The sequence below is a fragment of the Paractinoplanes globisporus DSM 43857 genome (assembly GCF_000379645.1).
Lineage (GTDB): Bacteria > Actinomycetota > Actinomycetes > Mycobacteriales > Micromonosporaceae > Actinoplanes > Actinoplanes globisporus.
This window is the reverse complement of the sequence record NZ_KB903300.1, coordinates 63463-79125: the sequence shown is the minus strand read 5'-3', so window position 1 is coordinate 79125 and position 15663 is coordinate 63463. Positions and strand designations below refer to the sequence as shown.

Below are 15663 nucleotides of genomic sequence, written 5' to 3'. Positions count from 1 at the left end.
CCACGGTCAGGGGAAGATGCGCACGAGCGAGCCGCGCCGAGTCCGGGCCAGCACGGGCAACGCCGCGGGTGGCACGGTGATGCATCCCGGGTGGGGCGGCCCGGTGTGGATGGCGATCACACCGCTCGCGCCGCAGCCGGCATGGATGCTTGGCACGCTCAGGGGCAGCACGAGCGGGTCCGGCTGCCGCCGGGCGTCGCGGGCGACGGCCAGCACGAAGGTTCGGCCAACGAGGGTGGGGGTTTCCGGGGTGCCGCAACTGGCGGGCCAGGTCTTGGTGATCCGCCCGGCGAAGACCAGCTTCGCCCGGCCCGACCCCACAAGGACTCGGATCTCATGGCGGCTCAGCGCCAGCGTCACGCGCTCGGCGTCCGCCCAGCCGGTCGGAGCGGCCGGCCCGCTGGATCGCGCGGGTAGCAGCAGTTGCACCCAGCCAGGCTTTTTTCCGATTATCGGGAGCCACGCCTGGCCGCCCAGCAGCGTCGGCTCGACCCGGGCGAAAGCCTGGCCGCCGGGCAGATCGAACACGATCAGTGGACGGCGAGGATGCGCGACGATGCCCCCGTTGCCGTAGGACGGCGCTGCGTCGCAGGGCGCCAGCGCAACGATGGCCCCCGGGAGCGCTGCCGCCAGTCGACGCCGCGGCAGGCCGTCGACCTGCACGCCTGACAGTCGCCCTGCCGGGGCCGATGGCTCGACGGAAGAACTCGAGCGGCGGGCCCTGCTCAGCAGCGCCCCCGACACCAGCCCGACACCAGCGCCGAACAGCCCGACAGCGACCGCGCGCCGTCCCAGCGAATCCCCGTCACCGCTGGCTTCACGCGGCATGGAGCGACCTCGGGCCCGGCGCGTCGTGGGCAACCCGTGCCGCCTGGCCAGGTGCAGTGGACATGTGGCCGATCGGATACTCGCCCAACCCGACCCCCGCGGTCGCCCAGTCTCGCAGCGTCGCGCGGGCTCTGAACGGTTGCGCGGACCTGCCGGTCGCGGTGCGTGACGGTGCCGAAAGACAGGACAGGTGTAGTCCGGTGGCGGTGATTCGCTTGCTGGCCGCCCGCGGCGCGACGATGCAGCTACGGCGGATCCCCGGCCGCGACGATTGCAGATCCAGCCGGCCGGCCGCCGCTATCCCGCTCAACACCGCCGAGAGCCACACCGGCCGCGACTGCGGCGCACCCGCGCTGAGGAAGGATCGGCGGTTCGCGGGCTGCCCGGTGGCGTCCGCTCGGGCCGCCAACGGTATGACGACCGCGCCCGCGATGACGATTGCCATCAATGTCCGGCAGATCGCCTGACGCGCCGTCGGCGATGCAGCCGACGGCGATGCGGTTGGCACGTGTTCGCCGACGTTCCGCCCTTGGCCCCGATCCGGGACCTCGTTTACAGTGCTGAGAACCTTGGTCACGTCTTGACCCTCGGTCACCACGCACGCCGTCGGAAGTGGGCTCCGGTGGTCCGTGACGGTCCCCAGTGGTCCCCGATGGTCCCGGCCTGACAAGGTGGCAGGGAAGTTCTCGACCCGCGTGGGGCGGGGTCGACGGAGAAAATGGCGGGGCCAACGCCCGGCTAGGACGCTGGGGGCAACGGCACATGAGTGTGAATCTGCGGCAAGTCCTGCCCACGGATGCAGGCCTGAACCTCCCGGAGCCAGTCCGTCAGACACTCGTGGATCACGGCATAGCGTGCAATCTTGCCGCCGTTGCCGTAAACCAGGCGGCCCAACTCGATCAGCAAGCCGACGCCCAACACGACCACATCAAGGCATTACGCCGCGGAGAACCGGTCGCCACAGCGGCGGGCGACGTCGCCGAGGCAACGGATCGGTTCCGCAGCATCACTCTGGTCGCCCTGGCCCGGGCCGCAACGATGTACGCCGTCTACGCCACGCAGCTCGCCGTCCAGATCGCCGCCGGCGAACCAGTGACCGACCCCGGTGACGCGGCGCCGAGACCGAAACCCTCCGATCTGATCGCCGCGCTCAGCATGTACTTACCGCCTCTGTCATTCCAGCCGCGAGACGACAGCGAGCGCCAACAGGTGGCGGACCTCAACGCCGACATCCAGCGTTCCTACCGCGACCTGACCAACGTCATCACGCATCAACTGCACGGCGTGCAGGCCACCCTGTACGACGACCTGTCAGCTGCCACAAAGCTCGATTCCAAGATCGAGGTATTGGACGTCTTCCCGTTCGCGGTGTACGACTACGCCGCCACGGTTGCCTGGGCGGTGGGCATGCTCACTGGCCTCGACGAGGACGCCTGACCGCTGCTCCTACGCCTCAGGCGTCTGGGTCATCCTCGTCCGACTGGATGTTGTCCGCCGGATCGGCCGGTGAGGGCGGGGCATCCTCGGCGGTCGATTTCTGCCACACGAAGTCAGGGTCTACCGGCACACCGAGGTCCTCGACGGGAATGCCAAGTGTTTCGGCGAGCAGATGCAGATTGTCCTGACCGACAGACTTCTCGCCGCGCTCCCACTTGCTGATCATGCCCTTGAGGGAGGTCACCGTGGCGGATCCCCCGTAGTCAAGGCCGACTTTGTACATCCGCTCGGCGAGGCCCAACTGGCCCCACTTCCGCGCCATCCGAGCCCTTCGCAACCGGCGAGCGAAGCTCACGCCTTCACTGGGCCCTCCGGCTTTTCGGCTGGACTGATCCATCGTCGATCCATCTCCCCCGTCCACGGCACCTCGACCGAGCGCCGCCTTCGCACGAACTCAGCCGACGGGGCCACCCCGAACCGGCCATGATCACCGAACTGTCGGCATCCCACAGTGACCGTGCGCCACATCCTGCGACCGCCGCCACGAGGCCGCGGTTCAGCGGCCTACCACCTCCGCGTCCACGGCCCGGGCGTGTCCGGCACCCCGGCGAACCGCGGCCAACGGCACCGCCGCGGGACGGCTGCACGCCGCTGACCCGCCGCGGCGACGGCGTAAAACATCCCGGCTCCCGCCATGCGTACCCAGCACCGGCGATCCCTCCACGGCGCCCCGGAGCAAGACCCAGCCGCACGACGAGGCCTACACACCGAGGCTAGTACTCCTCAGATTTTGGAAGCCAACAGCTTGCACGTAGTGACCCCTGGTAACCACCGAGTTTGTATGTCCAAAGTTCCACTTTGGAGATGATCACTTTGGAGACGGGCGTCACACGATCAGGATGTCGGACCAGCCCTCAGAAACGCGAAACTATGACACGTTCCTAGATCAACACTGGTAACTTTGACCCTTCGTTTCGGCCATCTCGACAGGCCGGACGGGGACTCGAGGTAGACACCATGACATCCAGCCCCCCAGCCCCGAACGTCGCCATTCCGGACCGCGCTCCCAGCACGGAGCTCGCGAGGCACGTGCGAGCCTGGCGGATGCGCCTCAGCCCCGAGGACATGCCCGGCTACGAAGAAGCACGCGCGCGTGGACGGCGTCGCAGGATCGTCAGCCAAGAACAGGTCGCGGCCCTCATCGGCTACAGCACCCATTGGTACGCCCGACTCGAACTCGGCGTTCAGGACAGCTACAGCGATGACTTCATCAACCAGGTTGCTGACGTCCTACGTCTCGATCCTGTCGAGACCCAGCTGCTCCGCCTGCTCGCCGGCAAAGAGGCACCCAGCGCAATTCATAGCGCCACCCCCGAGGGCCTACAGCCCATCCTGGAAGGCCAACCCTGGCCCGCCTACATCAGCAACGAGGCCTGGGACGTGGTCGGCACCAACGAACAGCTGCGCTCCTGGTTCCCGGGCATCCTGGGACACGAAGCGAACGTCATGCTCTGGGCCTTCACCCACCCAGACGCCCGCCGGCGGCTCTACCGATGGGAAACCGACTGGGCCCCGAAGCTGCTCGGCCAACTGCGCACGGCACAACTGAGGTACCCCGACAACAAACGACTCGACGTCGTGATCACGGAGATCCTCCAGGCCAACGAGGATGCCCGGCGCCTCTGGGAGGGTCCGATCGCCTCTTTCCATCTCGACGGCGACATCCGCTCGCTCCACGTTCCCGGCCGAGAAAAGCCGCAGCCCATCCAGATCGTGGCGCTGGAGCCGCTCCGATCGCCCGGGCATCGATTGATCATGCTCGTACCGGTTCCCGGGAAGCCCTGACTGCCCCGGCCCTACCACTGGTCAGGGCCGAGCCGTGGCTTCAACTCGCCTGTCTGCGCTGACGAAAACAAGGGTCCGGCGTGGACACGATCCACAGAGTTGCGATGGTTCACGCCTACGTCTGTATACCGAGCCGGCGCAGCCACCGGCTCATTCCGGTGCGTTGGCCCGGCGCCTGCCGCGACACTCGATCGGATTGGCTGACGCCTCGACCGTGCCGGGTGACAGGTGACAGATGTCGGCTCGATCAGAGTTTTTCCAGCCTCGTGCGCGCACCACACACGCGCGCCCGCGCGCGTAGAGCCTCCAAACCGGAAGTCCCGTCACATCTGTCACCCGTCACCGTTACCCCCTTCGCGATCCACCAGCGCCAGTTGCTCGTCGTCGTCATCGCTGAGCAGAATGCCCGTGTAAAAGCGGCGGCCCTTGCTTCCCCGAGCCTCACCGATCCCGTGGCGTCGCAGGTCCTGGGTCAGCCGCTTGGCCGACACCGGGCGCTCACCGACCTCTTCACACCACTGCTCATATGCCTCCCGCAGCACCGTCGTGGCGATCCGCCCGGCGTCGTCAGGGACTCTTCGGCACATCTCCTCCGTAAACCGCCCGACCGTGTCGGAGTCGCGCGCGTACGCGTCGGTCGCTGAGGTGACCGCAGCTGGCTCACGCAGACCGCCTTGGTGGTAGGCCGCGGCGCCCGCGATCATCCACGCCAGAATCGCCGGTGCGTCCTCGGCCAGATGCTCGCCCAGGCGGCGATCCTGCTGGCTCGGCGGCACCACCCGCGTGAAGGGCAGAACACGGATCCGTCGCCAAAATGCCGGCCCGCCGGCCCGCGCAGCCGGCAAGTGATTGCCCAGCAGCCACAGCGTGTGGCTAGGCACGAAGGTGAACGGGTCGGCACGCATAAAACGTGCGTTGATCGAATCCCGGCCCGTCAGCTGTTTCACCTTGGCCTCCGCGAACCGCTGACCGTCGTCCAACTCCGCGCACACCACCAGCCGCGCTCCGGACAGCTGAGCGAGCTCGGCCGGGTGTTCAGCGTGGTGACGCACCATCAACATCTCCGACGACGCCGCGATCGCATAGCCCCCGTCGTCGCGACCCAACGCATGCATGGCCGCCTCAAGGAGAGTCGACTTTCCGTTCGCACCCGGGCCTACGGCGAACGGCAACAGCTGCTCCAGGACCGCGCCGATCGCCGACACGCCCAGCAACTGCTGAACGTAGGTAGCCAAGGCCAGATCCTCGCCGAATGTGTCAGCGAGGAACCGCTCGAACGCCTCGGAGCGTCGCTCGAAGTCCGGCGCCGCACCGGCACACCGCGTGTGAAACAGCGCCGGATCCGACGCCTGCACGGCACCCGTGCGCAGGTCAACCACCCCGCCCGGGGTATTCAGCTCGTACGGCCGAGCATCCAGCGCAGTCACCGGCACCGTGACCGCCGGATCGGACCGAGCCAGGCGAGCCACCCCGGAGACGCCGCCAGCAGACAGGGCTATCGCACGGAAGCGACGCCATCTACCGGTCTGCGGCAGATCCCGGGCCAATGCCCGAACGAACTCGCGGTGCCGCTCGGCGTCGTCCCACGCCCACCGGCAGCCATCCCACACCAGCCATTTGCTGCGCTGAGGGCAGTACCGCAACTCGTGACCATGGTGCGCGACCAGCGCTCGCGCCAAACCATCCTCGGTTGGCCCCCAGGCCGCGACGGGAGGAAGCGTCTCCCGGACCACGCTCGCCACAGGCAAGCGGCCGCCGCCCTCGACTCCCAGCTCTGCCTCCCGTGCATCACGCGCAGGCGGTGCGGCGGCGGCAACCTTTTCGTCCTCGCCAAAGCCCTCCCGACGCAACGCCCGCGCCGCCAGGGTGTGGTCGCCGCCATGATGCAGCACGGCGTAGGCGTGAAACTTCGTGATCGGCGAGTCGGAGGGAAACGCCGTACTCGTACTGAACACGAACAAACGGTCGCGATCAGCAGCGCGGCCGGTCGTCGCTGAAACGCCCACGGCTTTCCCCGGACGCCGCCAGTAGCGCGTCCGACCCGCCCGGTGTACCAACACCCAGCCTGCCGGTTGCAAGATGCTGGCCCAGTCCGTTCGTTGCTCGAAGTCATCGCCCGGCGACATGTCGGGGCTAGCGCGCTTCGGGGACGAGGCGACTTGCTGCGGCGCTGGACTCTCGACCGCATCCATCGAGCGGACCAGCGAAAATAGCGCCGTCCGTTCAGCGGCCGTGATCGTCGGGATGCGAGCAGGCGCTGCTCCTCCGAGAGCCGTCCACGGCCTGCCTGACTCATGGACCGTGCCATGCGAAGGCGCAACGATCGTGTAGCCGCCCTCCCCCCGCGTTTCCGCCAGCACTTTGATCGTGTCGTTTGGAGCCTCAGCCAACTCGGCCTCACTGGCGGGCCGCCGGGCCAGCTTGAGGTTCCGGCCCACCGCCGCGCCCTGCACCCGGTAGATCAGATGCACGCCACCGGAAGGCGTGCGTTCGGCGTAGCCGTCGACGGCGATCCGTTGCCAGAGTTCATCAAGGCCGGCCGCGCTGACGAGTTCGACGAGCTGCCGCGCTAGACCTTCGGCGACGGCCCTGCCTTCCAGCTCGAGCATCTCCAGACCGCCCGAGACTCCGCCGCACAGCACCGCCAGCCCCGGCGGAGCGCCCGAAAACCACTCCCGCACTTGCTCACGGGTGGCTCTCTCGCTCTGGTAACGGCGCCACGACATCCGGGGCGCTTTGCTTCCGTCGGCTCGTACGGGTATGACACTGCACCCGGCGTCATACCACGCCAATGCGGCCGCTTGCATTCCTTTGTCCGCGTTCAATTGTTCCCCACGGCTGAGCAGACCAAGGGAACCTGGCTTCGAGACCTTGCCATCTTCAATGAGCCGTTGTCGGCCTCGGCTCCGAACGCGCCGCCTGCCGCGCCTCCAAAGACGGCCAGTGAGTCGTTCCGGCTCCCACTGAACGCTAACGACCTTCTACGCACTGCAGTGGAGTTCGCTAGTGGTCCGCGGTGGCCCTTTGAGGTCCCCTGAGGTCCCTTGTGGTCCCGAGCGCATTTGTCAACGTCGCTCTACACCCCTCACGCAGCCGTCGCGGTCGTGTCAGGAAGAGGCACCTGCCAAGGACCATCGGGGACCATCGCAGACCACCGCAGACCACTTACGACCCCATCTTTTCCATGCGACTGTCAGACCGGCGCTTCGCTGCGCCGGGTCAACGCCAGAGATTCCAATGCCTCCTGGCTACCCACTCGGGCCGAACGGATTGCGGTCGACAATGCCACCTAAAACGACGAAGCCGGCTGGAGATGAGCTGCTGACGACCGAGGAAGTCGCAGCCATTTTCAAGGTTCCTGTGGCAACCGTTCGGAAATGGCGCAACAACCGCGAGGGGCCCGATGGCTTCCGCGTCGGCAAGTATGTGCGCTATCGGCGTTCTGTCGTAGATAAGTTCATCGCCGACCGGGAGCGTCAACAACGCGAATCGGACGGCTTCCACTAGCTAGCTCCAGAAGCAAGCAAATCCCTAGGCATAGCCGACCCACTTGCCGCTGATGCTGATGGGCAGCCAGATCGCGCGGATGCGCTTTAGGGGGTCACGCGCCACCCAGGGCCCCGGCAAAGTCGTCAGGTGATGCCGAGTAATGCCAGGGGTCGGGTGCTGTCGCGGGCGTGGTGACGGTTGGCGGCGGCGATGTTGGTGATGCCGGCGAGGCGGAGCGCGCCGATGGCGGCGTTGCGCAGGACGGCCATGACTTGTGGTCCGGTGCCGGTGCGGATCTGGGAGCGGTCTTCGTCGTAGGTGACGTCGCGGACCCAGTGGAGCTGGTTCTCGATGTGCCAATGGCGGCGGATCCACGCGGCGAGTTGCGCCGGTCGGGCTTGGTGCACACGCAGGTTCGTGATTGCGTAGATGGTCTCGGTGGTAAAGCGTTTCGGCTGGTCCAGGCGGTGTCGGCGGCGACGGATCCGGATCGCCTGGACGGCGTGCGGGAAGTCGATCCCGGTGGAGATGGTCAGGATCTTCAGGGTACGGATCTCCCGGCGGCCGTGGCCGCGGCCGGTGTCGCGGGTGGCATCCGGGACGGCCCGCCAGGGCAGACCGGCCAACTGCTGGTGCAGGGTCGGCTGGTTGCCCTTGACGGTCAGAATCCAGTCGGCGCCGCGTTCGGCCAGGTAGGCGACGTGATCACGCTGGCAGTGCAGCGCGTCGGCGGTGATCACAGTGTCGCGCAGGTCGCCGATCTGGTCGAGCAGCGGCGCGAAGCGGGTGATCTCGTTGGTCTTGCCGTCGACATCGGTACTCGCGAGGACGACGCCGGTGTCTTGGTCGCAGGCGGCGATGACATGCCGGGCGGTCGTGTCGGTGGTGCGGGAGCCTCGCAACGTCTTGCCGTCGACCGCGATCGCTCTTCTCGTAGCAGGTTGCCCGGTCCCGTCCCTGCCGGCGAGCCAGACACCGATCGCCGCGGTGAGCAGGTCAGGGTCCAGGGCTTGCAGCAGCCGGCGGATCATCGCTTCGGACGGCCGCCGGTCGGGGTCGATGCCCAGGGCGAGCACGGTCGTGGCCGGGACGTCGTCGATCCACTCAGCGATCGCCGTGTAGGAGCGGTAGCCAGCCACAACGGCGCAGACCGCCGCGCTGAGCACGACCGGCAGCCGATGCCGCACGCCACGGCGGGCGCGTGGATCCGGTAGGTGTGCCAGAGCCGCAGGTAAACCGGCGGTGTCGGGCACGGCGACACCCGTCGATGGACAGGACAGAGCAGAGATCAGCGATGATGGTGACGCGGGCATGGCTCACTTCGGACAGATCAACAAGGCGTAGAGAACCTTGATGATCTTCTGGAACTGTCATGCCCGCCCTGCTACCACCAGCAAGGGCGTGTCCCCCCCAACTACCCCAAGCCGGACACTCCCGACGTTGCCGGGGCCCTGTTGACCCACACCTCGGGCGTCCGGCCTACGGGGGGAAGCTCAGCTAGGGCTGAGTGCCTGGCAGGCATTCGATGGCGATTGTTGCCGCCATTGCCACGTTACCGGCGAAATGCGCTAGAAGGTCACCCTTTCGGATCTATCGTGTGGCGTAGCCGAGGTGGCGAATGGCACAGAGTGAGAGCAGGGCGATGATGGCGGATGCCGTTTCCAGTCGGGTTCGGGGCAGGTTCTCGTTCGCCGATCTGCGGGTCAACATCAAGATCCTCACCGCGGTAGCCGTGGCCGGGATGGTGGCGCTAGCTGTCGGTGTCACCGGGTTGGTCGCGCTCAGTCAGGCCAGCAGGTCGGCGCAGCAGATCTACCGCGGAAATCTGGCGAGCGTGGCCGCCCTCGGAGACCTGCGCGCGGACATGCTCCAGGCCCGGCTCGACGCGACCAGCCACTTCGTCGCTCCGGACGAGGCGTCCAAGACGACTGCCGCGGACGCCTTCACTACGGACGTCGCCAACGTTAACAAGGCGCTGGTTGCCTACGGGGACGACGCCACGGCGGTCGACCCGGCCGTGGTCAAGGGCATCACCACGCTATGGACGCAGTATGTGGACGTCGTCAAGAACAAGCAGATCCCGGCCGGCGAGCGTGGCGACGCGGTCACCTGGCTGGCGATCCGGAAATCGGAGACCACCCCACTGATCACCAGCATCTTCGACGACCTGGGCACGTTGCGGACTGCCGAGCAGAACGCTGCCGCCGCGTCCGCCGCGTCGGCGCATTCCGGGTATGTGTCCAGCCGGCTGGCGTCGATCGTGCTGCTCGTCCTCGGGCTGGCGGTGGCGCTGGCCGTCGGGATGCTGGTCGCCCGGCAGATCGTACATTCTCTCATCCGGGTCAAGGACGTCTGCTCGGCCCTGGCGGACGGCGATCTGACCCGCACCGCGGCGTTGACGTCCCGGGACGAACCCGGCCAGATGGGCCAGGCGCTGGACGTCGCGGTCCTGCGGATCCGGGATACGGTGTCGACCATCGACGGGTCGGCCGGGTCGCTGGCCGGCGCGGCCGAGCAGATGTCCAACGTCGCGATCCAGATCGCCGGGTCAGCCCAGGAGACCACCGGCCAGGCGCAGACCGTCTCGGCCGCCGCCGAACAGATCTCCCGCAGCGTCGACGCGGTCGCGGCCGGCAGCGAGCAGATGGGCGCGGCGATCCGGGAGATCTCGCAGAACGCCGCCGAGGCGGCCAAGGTCGCCAGTGAGGCCGTCGACCTGGCGTCGTCCACGTCGGTCACCATGAACAAGCTCGGTGAGTCGTCGGCCGAGATCGGCAACGTGATCAAGGTGATCACCGCGATCGCCGAGCAGACCAACCTGCTCGCGTTGAACGCCACCATCGAGGCAGCCCGGGCCGGCGAAGCCGGTAAAGGCTTCGCCGTGGTCGCGTCCGAGGTCAAGGACCTCGCCCAGGAAACCGCGCGGGCCACCGAGGACATCTCCCGCCGGGTGCAGACGATTCAGGGGGACACCGACGGCGCGGTCACCGCGATCGAAAAGATCACCACCGTGATCGCCCGGATCAGCGACTTCCAGACCACCATCGCCTCGGCCGTGGAGGAACAGACCGCCACCACTGGCGAGATGAACCGCAGCGTCGCCCAAGCCGCCACCGGCACCGGTGACATCGCGCAGAACATCACCGGCGTCGCCGAATCGGCCCGCACCACCAGCGAAGGCGTCGTGCAGACCCAGCAGGCCACCGCGGAACTGACCCGCATGTCGACCGATCTGAAACAACTTGTCAGCAGCTTCCGCTACTGACAGAGTCGCAGGACCCAGCGCGGCCGTCCACCGTGAGCTCACTGCGGCGCCGCCGGCGGACGGGGCCCGAGCCGGTGCGGCCCGCGCTGCGGGAGTGACTGGTGCGCTGGATCGAACGGGACAGCGATCTGCGTCGGGCGTTGGACTCGCTGTCCGTCGTGATCTCGAGAACCGCGATGATCTTCCGAACCGGTCATGCCCAGGTCATGCCCGCCCTGCTGCCACCAGCAAGGGCGCGTCTCCACCAATCGTCCCAAGCCGGACACACTCACGACTTTGCCGGGGCCCTGACGCGCCACCAGACCGGTCTCTCGACGAGCCTCCGGCTGAATTCGTCGAAGACTGCTACGGCTTCGCGCCCAAAGGCGCTCTCGAACCAAACTTCGACGCAGGGCGCAGCTTCGTGGTGGCCCAGGCGCGATTCGAACGCGCGACACCCGCTTTAGGAGAGCGGTGCTCTATCCCCTGAGCTACTAGGCCGCTGTAGGCAGGCTACCAGTCTCCAGACGAGCGTCGCGAAGACGCCGTCCGAGCCAGCCCGCGCGTGCCAGGCCCGTGCCACTGGCGTGCCATCCGCGACGAGAAACAGCTCGTCACGACGATCAACATCGACTATAGATGAGTAACTATCTCAGCAGCTCAGAGTAGATTTCAAGCCTCTGACCAGGGGGAACGTGACGAACGACACACGGTTTAGGAAACCGATGCTCTATCCCCTGAGCTACGAGGGCCTACGGCCCATATCGTACCGACCAGGGCGTACTCGTTCAGTGCCGGGGCGTCGCAACTAGTCCCACTCGATGCGCGCAGCGATGGAGCCTGCCGCTCCCACTGCGGTCCTCCAAATACTGCGAGCTGGGAACCCGGCGGGTCCGCAACCTCCAAGCGCGCCGGGACGTGAGCCTCGGCTGGATCCATTCCCCTACAGTCGGAGGATCCCATCGATGTGTATGACGCCGGGAGGTGCAGTGACCGACGAGGCGTGGATCGGTCCGAGTCTGGAGCGGATCGACGCGTGGGAGCGGGGGTTCGCCGAGCGGGCGGCGCAGGCCAAGACCCTGGCCGACCGTGCGTCCCGGTTGTCTGCCACCGCGCGTGAGGCCGATGGCCTGGTCGAGGTGACGGTCGGCCCGAACGGCCAGGTGACAGATTTGCGGCTGGATGAGGGTGTTCGCCGGCAACCGGCGTCGACCACCGCACGGCAGATCCTGTCTGCTATCGCGGCGGCAAAATCCGCACTCATCCGCAGCTACGGCGAGATCACGGCGGAGACGGTCGGCGCCGACAGTGAAACCGGCCGGGCCGTGCTGGCTGGTTTGCGCACTCGGCTGGGGATGGACGAGGACGAGTCGCGGTCATGAGCGGCAGCGGCGACCAGATGCAAGTCGACTCCGGCGAGTTGGTCGTCCATGCCGGGCAGGTCGACGGAATCGGGGATCAGCTGACTACCGCGCAGCAGGCTGGTTCGGCTGTACGGGTGGATTCGAGTGCGTACGGGCAGCTTTGCCAATTTGTCCCTGCGCTCCTCAGCATTCTTCAGGACCGCATGATCGAGGGGATCGCTGCCGCGGCGAGTTCCGCTCATGACACCGCGAACGCCCTGCGCTCGGTAGCCGCCGACTACGCCGGCTCCGACAGCCGGGCGGCCGAGCGGATCCGGAGCACTCGGTGAGTCCGGCGAATCCGCTGGTCGCAACCGCGGCGGACGGGCCGGCCGATCCATGGTCCGGAGTTTGGATCGCGCAGGACATCGAAGCACTGTGCCAAGGGGTCAGGGACGGCAGCTGGATCGAGGGCACGCTCGGCGCGGTCTCGGCCGGGCTGGATGCGCTGGCCCTGGTCTCCGACCCGATCGGCTCGCTGCTCCAATACGGCGTGGCGTGGATCATCGATCACGTCAAACCGCTGTCGGAGGCGCTCGACTGGCTCGCGGGTGACCCAGGCCAGATCTCCGCGCATGCGCAGACCTGGCGCAACGTCGCAGGCGCGCTGCGCGACCGGGCAGCCGACCTCGAGCGAGCGGTGCGCTGGGACGTCACCGAGTGGACCGGGTCGGCTGCCGATGCGTACCGCGGCTGGGTAAGCCAGCAGCAGGCCGCAGTCGGCGGCATGGCGCAAGGCGCCGAAACCCTTGCGACGATCACCGAGGCCGCCGGGTTGCTGGTCGCAGGCGTACGCATGATGGTGCGCGACGCGATCGCGACGCTGGTCTCCCGGCTGGTCGTCTACGCGGCGGAAGAGGTCGCCTCGTTCGGCTTGGCGACCGCCCTGGTGGTCGAGCAGGTCAGCACGCTGTGCGCGTCGTGGGCCGCGAGGATTGGAACTTGGCTGAGAGATCTGATCGGCAGCCTGAGCAAGCTTCGCGGCGTAGCCGGCAAGGTAGGCGAGCTGCTTGAGAAGCTCAAGGCGCTGCTCGGCCGGCTCGGTCGCAGCGGGCATGGAGGCGGTGGCGGTGGCGGCAAGAAACCGACAAAGGCTGCTGAACAGATCAAGAACGGCCAGCAGTACGCGGGCAGGAAGCTGCCGCAGCAGGGCGGTCCGCCGAACGGCACCCTCTACAAGCGCGATCCGCAGACCGGCGACGTCACGAACTACACCGTTTACGACGCCGATGGAAACGCGGTCAAACGGGTTGACCTGACCGGGCGCCCGCACGGCGGCGTCCCCACCCCACATGTCGTTGAATACGATACGAATGTCAATCCGAACACCGGGCAGGTCTTTGTGCGCCAGCAGCGATACGTCCGACCGGCGACGCCGGATGAGATCCCGTGATGGAGTCGTCGATGACCAGTGGAACCGGCGAGCGCGGCCACGACGCCGACCGTCCGCTCCCCGAGTTCTTCGTGCGCTGGCGGTCGGAATGGGGCGAGACCGCGGCCGACTGGACGCCCACCGACTACCTCAATCAGCAAACCGCTATCGGTGCGACCATCGCCGCCGGCTGGTTGTTCAACCCCACGACCGTACGGTATCGGGGTGGGGTCTTCCTGGCCGAGCGATTCGCCGCCCCGAACGTGGACGAGTGGTTCGAGCAATACCCGGATGAGTCGTCGCGTATCGAGTCCGTGGTCAATACGGTGGCGCTGTACGACTACTTCACCAACTGCGACACCGACCCCTACGAAGACGCCTTGCCGGGCTTGGCCGCCGACATCGGCGTCTGCTGGCGTGGCATTTTGACGGCGCGCTATCCCGATCTCACCATCCACGTCGAGGTATCCGACGGCACCGGCGCCGGCGACTATGGCCCTTCGGTCACCTTCTGGACGGAGCCCAAGCAAAACTGACTGGAGAGCATCTGGAACGGTATTGGAATAGTCCGCCATGACACCAATGCAGTTCGACGTCAAAGAAGTCTTCGACATTCCCACCCGCGGTGGGCCGATTGTCGTGGGTTCCACTGACAATGGCGACTTTGTCGGCGTTCCGCGCCTGCGGGATTCCATCACCGGACAGCCAGTCCACGTTCTCGGCGTCGACCACCCGACGCCCCGAACGATGCGCACAGGCGAGACCATCCTGGTCATCGAGCGCGCCGACGCCGAATATGTCCAGGTGGGACGCACCTGGATCCTGGAAAGGTAGTACCGCTCGACCGCATCGATCGGGACGACCAGACCGGCGACCTGGAGGGGAGGCACACATGACCCGTCTCATCGTCGAGAACGTGCATCGTGTCTCGAGTCGCCCGTGGGCCTTCGTGACCGGGCGGCTCGAAGGCGACGAGTTGCGCATCGGCGATGAATTGGTCGTGGCGCACGGTGACGTTCCCATAGGTTCCGCTGTAATCCGATCTATTGAGCTTCATAGTCCGCCGGGAAAGACCACCGTCGCCATTGACGCCGAGGTCGCCGACTCCATCCGGGATGGCGCCGTACTGACCCGCACCTGACGGCCCGGGAGGGCAGGCCGCATGACCGCATCGATCGGGATCTGGGCGCAGAGCGACCTCAGCGGTGACGTGGTGCTGTACCGGTGGGAAGCCGATGACCAGATCGGTTTCGTGGCGTTCGAGGTGTCGACGCTGAGGTTTCGACCGGCGGATGCCAGCGGTCTGGTTACCGGAGACCTGATGTACGACGGTGTCGCGAGCGAGGAGTCGGGCACCGCGGACGGGGTCAGTCGAAGGCTGTTTCGCATGGTGGTGGTGTCGATCCTGCGCGGATATCGACGAGGAGGAACGGCTCCGGCAACCGCGCACGCCTACTACTTCTGAGCGTTCGGAGATGACGGTGCCCGGCTGTGGCGCCTTAGCCGGGTCTTAACGGTCGCACAGCGTGCGCATAGGTGGATTCCGGCGATCGTTCTCGGCAACCGATCTACTGGAGGTCTGAGGATGAACAGGAAACGGCTTGTGGCAGTGGTTGCCGTGGCGAGCATGGCGGCACTGGGGGTTGCGGGGACGGCGCTGGCTTCGGGGAACGATGACGCGCGGCCTGCGCCGAGCGGCACGCAGGTGCGACCGGCGGTGAGCACGCCCACCGCCCGGCCCAGCGCGGACCACCACCGCGGGGAGGCAGAGCCGGGCGACGACCGCGGCCGTACGGCGGAGCCCGGCGACGACCGTAGCCGCACGGCGGAGCCGAGGGACGATCACGGCCGTACCGCCGAGCCCGGCGACGATCACGGTCGCGGCGCCGAGCCCGGCGACGATCACGGCCGCGAGGTCGAGCCCGGGGACGATCACGGCCGTACCGCTGAGCCCGGCGACGATCACGGCCGCGAAGCAGAGCTCGGAGACGACCGCGGTCGCGGGGCCGAGCCCGGGGACGATCACGGCAGCGGCAGGCACGGCG

General features: G+C 67.3%; 17 protein-coding genes and 1 tRNA gene. 12 read left to right on the top strand and 6 right to left on the bottom strand.

Features of this window, described 5'->3' with window-relative positions; genetic code table 11:
- Positions 1 to 6 precede the first annotated feature (6 nt).
- Positions 7 to 828, bottom strand: coding sequence for a L,D-transpeptidase (locus tag A3CQ_RS0114690; protein WP_157295857.1), 822 nt, complete (start codon positions 826 to 828; stop codon positions 7 to 9).
- A 200-nt stretch (positions 829 to 1028) separates the two neighbouring features.
- Here A3CQ_RS0114690 and A3CQ_RS0114685 point away from each other — a divergent pair, with 200 nt between their 5' ends.
- Together A3CQ_RS0114685 and A3CQ_RS60755 are read left to right on the top strand one after the other, a co-directional pair.
- Complete coding sequence (locus A3CQ_RS0114685; protein WP_020511696.1) at positions 1029 to 1295, top strand: hypothetical protein; 267 nt, start codon at positions 1029 to 1031, stop codon at positions 1293 to 1295.
- Positions 1296 to 1590: 295 nt separating this feature from the next.
- Positions 1591 to 2265 (top strand): hypothetical protein, encoded by a 675-nt coding sequence (locus A3CQ_RS60755; RefSeq protein WP_157295856.1) that lies wholly within the window; start codon positions 1591 to 1593, stop codon positions 2263 to 2265.
- A gap of 16 nt (positions 2266 to 2281) precedes the next feature.
- Here A3CQ_RS60755 and A3CQ_RS0114670 read toward each other — a convergent pair whose 3' ends face one another.
- Positions 2282 to 2662, bottom strand: a complete 381-nt coding sequence (locus A3CQ_RS0114670) for a helix-turn-helix domain-containing protein (protein WP_157295855.1) — start codon at positions 2660 to 2662, stop codon at positions 2282 to 2284.
- Positions 2663 to 3369: 707 nt separating this feature from the next.
- On the opposite strand from A3CQ_RS0114670, the gene A3CQ_RS0114665 reads away from it, so the two are divergent.
- Complete coding sequence (locus A3CQ_RS0114665; protein ID WP_020511692.1) at positions 3370 to 4110, top strand: helix-turn-helix transcriptional regulator; 741 nt, start codon at positions 3370 to 3372, stop codon at positions 4108 to 4110.
- A 332-nt stretch (positions 4111 to 4442) separates the two neighbouring features.
- On the opposite strand, the gene A3CQ_RS52820 is transcribed toward A3CQ_RS0114665, so the two are convergent.
- Positions 4443 to 6917 (bottom strand): phage/plasmid primase, P4 family, encoded by a 2475-nt coding sequence (locus tag A3CQ_RS52820; protein WP_040432409.1) that lies wholly within the window; start codon positions 6915 to 6917, stop codon positions 4443 to 4445.
- A 475-nt stretch (positions 6918 to 7392) separates the two neighbouring features.
- Between A3CQ_RS52820 and A3CQ_RS59010 the strand changes: the two genes are divergently transcribed.
- On the top strand, positions 7393 to 7617 hold the full coding sequence (locus A3CQ_RS59010) for a helix-turn-helix domain-containing protein (RefSeq protein WP_084699067.1): 225 nt from the start codon (positions 7393 to 7395) through the stop codon (positions 7615 to 7617).
- 125 nt (positions 7618 to 7742) lie between these two features.
- Here A3CQ_RS59010 and A3CQ_RS0114655 read toward each other — a convergent pair whose 3' ends face one another.
- Positions 7743 to 8912: an ISAs1 family transposase gene (locus tag A3CQ_RS0114655; protein ID WP_281171477.1), complete on the bottom strand. Its 1170-nt coding sequence runs from the start codon at positions 8910 to 8912 to the stop codon at positions 7743 to 7745.
- A 305-nt stretch (positions 8913 to 9217) separates the two neighbouring features.
- Between A3CQ_RS0114655 and A3CQ_RS0114650 the strand changes: the two genes are divergently transcribed.
- Positions 9218 to 10864, top strand: coding sequence for a methyl-accepting chemotaxis protein (locus A3CQ_RS0114650; RefSeq protein WP_245577230.1), 1647 nt, complete (start codon positions 9218 to 9220; stop codon positions 10862 to 10864).
- A gap of 404 nt (positions 10865 to 11268) precedes the next feature.
- On the opposite strand, the gene A3CQ_RS0114645 is transcribed toward A3CQ_RS0114650, so the two are convergent.
- Positions 11269 to 11344 (bottom strand) — tRNA-Arg (locus A3CQ_RS0114645).
- Positions 11345 to 11832: 488 nt separating this feature from the next.
- Here A3CQ_RS0114645 and A3CQ_RS0114640 point away from each other — a divergent pair.
- From A3CQ_RS0114640 to A3CQ_RS0114610, 7 genes are read left to right on the top strand one after another with little or no spacing between them, the layout of a single operon-like run.
- Positions 11833 to 12225: a YbaB/EbfC family nucleoid-associated protein gene (locus tag A3CQ_RS0114640; protein ID WP_020511688.1), complete on the top strand. Its 393-nt coding sequence runs from the start codon at positions 11833 to 11835 to the stop codon at positions 12223 to 12225.
- A complete protein-coding gene (locus tag A3CQ_RS0114635) occupies positions 12222 to 12536 on the top strand; it encodes a type VII secretion target (RefSeq protein ID WP_020511687.1) in 315 nt (104 codons plus the stop codon). The genes A3CQ_RS0114640 and A3CQ_RS0114635 overlap by 4 nt, the downstream gene beginning before the upstream one ends.
- Positions 12533 to 13639 carry a polymorphic toxin type 24 domain-containing protein gene (locus A3CQ_RS62100; protein ID WP_020511686.1) on the top strand — a complete coding sequence of 369 codons (1107 nt, stop codon included), beginning with the start codon at positions 12533 to 12535 and terminating at the stop codon, positions 13637 to 13639. Before A3CQ_RS0114635 ends, A3CQ_RS62100 begins: the two co-directional genes overlap by 4 nt.
- 11 nt (positions 13640 to 13650) lie before the next feature.
- Positions 13651 to 14154, top strand: a complete 504-nt coding sequence (locus A3CQ_RS0114625; protein ID WP_026205706.1) for a hypothetical protein — start codon at positions 13651 to 13653, stop codon at positions 14152 to 14154.
- 46 nt (positions 14155 to 14200) lie between these two features.
- Entirely contained in the window at positions 14201 to 14452 is a 252-nt protein-coding gene (locus tag A3CQ_RS0114620) for a hypothetical protein (protein ID WP_020511684.1), read from the top strand.
- Between the two features lie 58 nt (positions 14453 to 14510).
- The gene (locus A3CQ_RS0114615; protein ID WP_020511683.1) at positions 14511 to 14759 is read left to right on the top strand and encodes a hypothetical protein; all 249 of its coding nucleotides are present in this window, start codon (positions 14511 to 14513) and stop codon (positions 14757 to 14759) included.
- Positions 14760 to 14780: 21 nt separating this feature from the next.
- Positions 14781 to 15083 (top strand): hypothetical protein, encoded by a 303-nt coding sequence (locus A3CQ_RS0114610; RefSeq protein ID WP_020511682.1) that lies wholly within the window; start codon positions 14781 to 14783, stop codon positions 15081 to 15083.
- A gap of 45 nt (positions 15084 to 15128) precedes the next feature.
- Here the strand turns inward: A3CQ_RS0114610 and A3CQ_RS60750 are convergent, their stop codons facing one another.
- Positions 15129 to 15659, bottom strand: a complete 531-nt coding sequence (locus tag A3CQ_RS60750) for a hypothetical protein (protein WP_157295853.1) — start codon at positions 15657 to 15659, stop codon at positions 15129 to 15131.
- Between the last annotated feature and the right edge of the window lie 4 nt (positions 15660 to 15663).

Coding starts and splice junctions, on each gene's coding strand:
- A3CQ_RS60755 (WP_157295856.1), top strand. CDS start 1,591: ATGAGTGTGAATCTGCGGCAAGTCCTGCCCACGGATGCAGGCCTGAAC.
- A3CQ_RS0114670 (WP_157295855.1), bottom strand. CDS start 2,662: ATGGATCAGTCCAGCCGAAAAGCCGGAGGGCCCAGTGAAGGCGTGAGC.
- A3CQ_RS0114650 (WP_245577230.1), top strand. CDS start 9,218: ATGGCACAGAGTGAGAGCAGGGCGATGATGGCGGATGCCGTTTCCAGT.
- A3CQ_RS0114625 (WP_026205706.1), top strand. CDS start 13,651: ATGACCAGTGGAACCGGCGAGCGCGGCCACGACGCCGACCGTCCGCTC.
- A3CQ_RS0114635 (WP_020511687.1), top strand. CDS start 12,222: ATGAGCGGCAGCGGCGACCAGATGCAAGTCGACTCCGGCGAGTTGGTC.
- A3CQ_RS0114690 (WP_157295857.1), bottom strand. CDS start 828: ATGCCGCGTGAAGCCAGCGGTGACGGGGATTCGCTGGGACGGCGCGCG.
- A3CQ_RS0114620 (WP_020511684.1), top strand. CDS start 14,201: ATGCAGTTCGACGTCAAAGAAGTCTTCGACATTCCCACCCGCGGTGGG.
- A3CQ_RS0114665 (WP_020511692.1), top strand. CDS start 3,370: ATGCGCCTCAGCCCCGAGGACATGCCCGGCTACGAAGAAGCACGCGCG.
- A3CQ_RS0114655 (WP_281171477.1), bottom strand. CDS start 8,912: ATGCCCGCGTCACCATCATCGCTGATCTCTGCTCTGTCCTGTCCATCG.
- A3CQ_RS52820 (WP_040432409.1), bottom strand. CDS start 6,917: ATGCAAGCGGCCGCATTGGCGTGGTATGACGCCGGGTGCAGTGTCATA.
- A3CQ_RS59010 (WP_084699067.1), top strand. CDS start 7,393: ATGCCACCTAAAACGACGAAGCCGGCTGGAGATGAGCTGCTGACGACC.
- A3CQ_RS0114615 (WP_020511683.1), top strand. CDS start 14,511: ATGACCCGTCTCATCGTCGAGAACGTGCATCGTGTCTCGAGTCGCCCG.
- A3CQ_RS0114610 (WP_020511682.1), top strand. CDS start 14,781: ATGACCGCATCGATCGGGATCTGGGCGCAGAGCGACCTCAGCGGTGAC.